Consider the following 4,098-nt stretch of genomic DNA (forward strand, 5'->3'; position numbering starts at 1 on the left):
AACCACCCGGGGCGGGGGCTCCCACCGCTCCCCAGCAGCCAGCGCATCGGTCCAACCCGAAAGCGGGCCGGAGTGCCACTGCCCGCCGCTGCCGCACCCCGCTCACGGCCGGATTCAGCGTGCCCGTACGGTGATCGCCGCCACCGGGCACGCCCGCGCGGCCTCGCGTACGAGCGCGCTGCCGCCGCCGTCCTCGCGCCCCGGAAGCAGGGAGCTGAACCCGTCGTCGTCCTGGGTGAAGACCTCCGGCGCGGTCAGCGCGCACTGCCCCGCGCCGATGCACCGGTCCCGGTCGATGCCGATCCGCACCGGCCGCCCGGCCTCGGCCGCCCGGGCCGTCACCACGCCACCGGAAGCTCGACCATGCCCTGGATGGTGTCGCCGGGCTTGAACGGGATCTCCTCCGCCGGCGCCGCCAGCCGCAGCCCGGGCAGCCGGGCGAACAGCGTGCCGAGGGCGATCTCCAGCTCCGCGCGGGCCAGGTTCTGGCCCAGGCACTGGTGGATGCCGAAGCCGAACGCCACGTGGTGGCGGGCCGACCGGCGCCAGTCCAGCGTGTCCGGGGCGGCGTAGACGGACTCGTCGCGGTTGATGACGGAGACCGGGAAGAGTACGCCGTCGTCCTTGCGGATGACCTCGCCGCCGATCTCGATGTCCTGCGTGGCCACCCGCAGCATCCCGTCCGCGATCGACAGGAAGCGCATCAGCTCCTCGACGGCCGCCGGCATGAGTGCCGGATCCGCCCTCAGTTCGGCCAGCCGCTCCGGGTGGCGCAGCAGGGTGAAGACGCCGAGCGAGATCATGTTCGCGGTCGTCTCGTGGCCCGCGATCAGCAGGACGGCGGCCAGCGAGACCAGCTCCTCGACGTCCAGCTCGCCGCTCTCCACGCGCTCCTGGACGAGCTCGTCCAGCAGCCCCTCGCCCGGCGTGGCCCGCTTGCGTTCGATCAGGTCGCGCAGATAGCCGTCGAGGCGCTCGCGTGCCGTCTCCACGTCGGAGGGCAGCGGCCCGCGCAGCAGCCGGCGCGACTGCTCCTGGAAGAACTCGTGGTCCTCGTACGGCACGCCGAGCAGTCCGCAGATCACCATGGAGGGCACCGGCAGGGCGAAGGCGCCGACGAGCTCGGCCGACGACCCCTTGGCCACCATGTCGTCGATCAGCGTGTCCACGGTCCGCTGGATCCACGGGCGCAACGCGGCCGTCCGCTTGACCGAGAAGCTCGGGATCAGCATCCGGCGCTGGACGTTGTGCTCGGGGTCGTCGACGCCGATCAGCGCGGCGGAGCGGATGCGTACGCCCTCGAACCGCGCGCTCGGCATCGGGAAGGCCTCGTTGTCCCGGTCGGACGACAGGCGGTCGTCACTGAGCAGGGCACGGGCCTCGGCGTGGCCGGTCACCACCCACACCCTGCGGCCGTCGTAGAAGGTGGCCCGGGACAGCGGGCGGGCGTCGCGCCACGGCCGGTAGCCCTGTGGGGGGTGGTAGGGACAGCTGCGGCTCTGGGGAAAGGCAACGGTTTCTGTCATGAGCACCTCGCAAGCGCCGGATCCGTGTTGCCGTGGCCCATTACATGCCCCAGGCACCTAGTTTGCACGCATCAAAATCGGCCAAACGTCACAACTGTCACGCGGCGGTTCGCTACGGAGGAAAAGCGGCGCCCGTTCCTATGCTGTGGGCAGGGGGAACAGCACCTCCTGCGAGCAGGGGGAACAGCACCGCGCACCCGAGCCCCGAGGACCGCTGCCATGACCGAGCTGAACGCCGCGGCCGAGGCCGACCGCGCCTTGAAGGCCAAGCACCGCACTATGTGGTCGCTGGGCGACTACCCGGCCGTCGCCACCCAGGTCGTCTCCGGCCTCGGCCCCGAGCTGGTCCGCGCGTGCGGGGTGCGGCGCGGCGACCGGGTGCTCGACGTGGCCGCGGGCTCCGGCAACGCGGCGATCCCCGCCGCCCTGACCGGCGCCGACGTGATCGCCTCCGACCTGACCCCCGTACTCATGGAGGCCGGGAAGGCGCTGGCCGCGCAGCAAGGCGCCGAGCTCGCGTGGGAGGAGGCCGACGCCGAGGCGCTGCCCTTCGAGGACGGCGAGTTCGACGTCGTCATGTCGTGCGTCGGGGTGATGTTCGCCCCGAACCACCAGGCCTGCGCGGACGAGCTGGTGCGGGTCTGCCGGGACGGCGGCACCGTCGGACTGGTCAACTGGACGCCCCAGGGCTTCATCGGCCGGATGTTCACCGTCATGAAGCCGTACGCCCCGCCCCCGCCGCCCGGGGCGCAGCCGCCCCCGCTGTGGGGCGACGAGGAGCACGTGGCCGCGCTGCTCGGGGACCGCGTCACCGACATCGACGCCCGCCGCCAGACCCTGCGGGTGGACCGTTTCGGTACGCCCGAGGAGTTCCGGGACTTCTTCAAGGCCGCCTACGGGCCGACCATCGCCGTGTACAAGAACATCGCCGACGATCCCGGCAAGGTGGCGGCCCTGGACGACGAACTCGCCGCCCTCGCCCGGGAACACATGGCCGGAGGCGGCGGCATGGAGTGGGAGTACCTGCTGTTCACCGCCCACCGCCGGGTCTCCTGACCGGGGACCGGCCGGTCCGGTCAGGACTGGCTGTTGAGGAAGCCGATCACGGTCGCGCCCCACCAGCCGGTCTGGCTCACGGCCGCGGCGATGCCCGAGCGCACCAGGAGCCCGCGCGGGACCTCGTGCGGGACCTCGGGCGTCCTGCGGCGCTCCAGGAGCTGGCCCAGGCGGTGCGCGTAGAGGCCGTTGACCATGACCGCCAGCACCAGCCCGAGCTTGACGAGGGTCAGGGGCGAGCCGAGGTCGGGCCGCAGGAAGAGGCCGCTGACCACGAGCCCGGTCAGGCCGCCCCAGATCGGCACCTGGAGCGCGCAGGCGGTGCTCAGGGTGTCCGCCAGAGGGCGCCGCCCGGACACCCACAGCAGCGCGAACCAGTCGACCGCGAGCACCGAGCCCAGGCCCACGACGAGCGCGGCGACGTGCACGAACCGGGCCGCGGTCTGCAGTGCGGCGTCCGCGTGCAGATGGCCGGACATCCAGCAGGCCGCGCCGATGAACGCCGAGGCCACCACGCCGAGTCCGGCCAGCATCCACAGCGGCGTCGGAGCCGCTGCCGGTACGGCCCCCGCGGCCGGGGGCGCCGACGCGGGCAGGGGGGACGGCGACGGCGCGGCGAGCAGCGCGGATCTGGGCACGACGGGACGACCTCGGAAGGAAAAGGGGACTTAGGTAAGGCGAACCTAAGTGCATGTGATCGTGCCCGTCAAGCCGTCCCCGCCCTCCGTACGCAGACTTCCGCCGGGGCCGAACACCTTCCTCCACTTATGTCCCATGCCGCGCGATGATCGCCCTGTGACCTGCACAGACAGCAGGACGCTCACCGTTTCGCCCGATTCCCCTTCGCTCTGATGTGGCGGCCGAAGCCTCCCCTCACCGGTCCGCCAGGCGGTGCAGGCGCAGGGCGAGCTGGTTCTCCAGGGCCCGCTCCGGCGCGTTCCAGTCCGCGCCGAGCAGCAGGGCCACCCGCTCCAGCCGCTGGACCACCGTGTTCACGTGGACGTGCAGGGCCTCCTTGGCCCGGGTCAGGCTGGCGCCCTGCGCGTAGTACGTCTCCAGCGTGCGGACCAGCTCCGTGCCGCGCTCGGCGTCGTACGCGAGGACCGGCCCCAGGACCCGCCGTACGTACCCGCCGACGTCGGCCCGGTCACCCAGCAGTACGCCGACGAAGCCCAGCTCGGGCAGGGCCGCGCCCTCACCGCCGCGGCCGAGCGCGTGCAGGAGCGACCCGGGATCCACCGTGCCGGTATCGCACAGGTGTCCACGCCCGGGTGCCGTCCGACTCCCCACGGCACCGCCCTGCGGCCGCGGCACTCGGCGCGGGCCGCAGGCTGGCGGGCACAAATGACAGCGCACGGCGGGGGCCCCGGGCCGTCTTCGAAATCGACACCCCCCTCCCCGACACCGCGCACCGCCAGCACTTCCGGGAGAGGCGGCCGCGGGACTGGAAGGGGTTCTTCGGCGCTGCCCCGGACGACCCGCCGCTGACCCACGGGGTGTCGCTGGCGCTCGCGAG

At 72.9% G+C, this 4,098-nt stretch carries 4 protein-coding genes and 2 pseudogenes; 2 read left to right on the forward strand and 4 right to left on the reverse strand.

Going from position 1 to position 4,098, the window contains the following annotated elements:
• Window positions 1–114: 114 nt before the first annotated feature.
• Together GPJ59_RS34325 and GPJ59_RS34330 are read right to left on the reverse strand one after the other, a co-directional pair.
• Window positions 115–309, reverse strand: coding sequence for a ferredoxin (locus tag GPJ59_RS34325; protein WP_219671911.1), 195 nt, complete (start codon window positions 307–309; stop codon window positions 115–117).
• A gap of 29 nt (window positions 310–338) precedes the next feature.
• The gene (locus GPJ59_RS34330) at window positions 339–1,526 is read right to left on the reverse strand and encodes a cytochrome P450 (protein ID WP_219671903.1); all 1,188 of its coding nucleotides are present in this window, start codon (window positions 1,524–1,526) and stop codon (window positions 339–341) included.
• Between the two features lie 219 nt (window positions 1,527–1,745).
• On the opposite strand from GPJ59_RS34330, the gene GPJ59_RS34335 reads away from it, so the two are divergent.
• Window positions 1,746–2,582 (forward strand): class I SAM-dependent methyltransferase, encoded by an 837-nt coding sequence (locus tag GPJ59_RS34335; protein WP_219671905.1) that lies wholly within the window; start codon window positions 1,746–1,748, stop codon window positions 2,580–2,582.
• Window positions 2,583–2,602: 20 nt separating this feature from the next.
• Here GPJ59_RS34335 and GPJ59_RS34340 read toward each other — a convergent pair whose 3' ends face one another.
• Window positions 2,603–3,220 (reverse strand): hypothetical protein, encoded by a 618-nt coding sequence (locus GPJ59_RS34340; RefSeq protein WP_219671907.1) that lies wholly within the window; start codon window positions 3,218–3,220, stop codon window positions 2,603–2,605.
• A 235-nt stretch (window positions 3,221–3,455) separates the two neighbouring features.
• A pseudogene (locus tag GPJ59_RS34345) lies at window positions 3,456–3,803 on the reverse strand (PucR family transcriptional regulator); the annotation flags it as partial.
• A 110-nt stretch (window positions 3,804–3,913) separates the two neighbouring features.
• On the opposite strand from GPJ59_RS34345, the pseudogene GPJ59_RS34350 reads away from it, so the two are divergent.
• A pseudogene (locus GPJ59_RS34350) lies at window positions 3,914–4,098 on the forward strand (hypothetical protein); the annotation flags it as partial.

It is taken from the genome of Streptomyces bambusae (genome assembly GCF_019400985.1).
Taxonomy (GTDB): Bacteria; Actinomycetota; Actinomycetes; order Streptomycetales; family Streptomycetaceae; genus Streptomyces; species Streptomyces bambusae_A.

Excerpts from the sequence above, each read along its gene's own strand:
- GPJ59_RS34330 (WP_219671903.1), bottom strand. The coding sequence starts at position 1,526 with ATGACAGAAACCGTTGCCTTTCCCCAGAGCCGCAGCTGTCCCTACCAC.
- GPJ59_RS34335 (WP_219671905.1), top strand. The coding sequence starts at position 1,746 with ATGACCGAGCTGAACGCCGCGGCCGAGGCCGACCGCGCCTTGAAGGCC.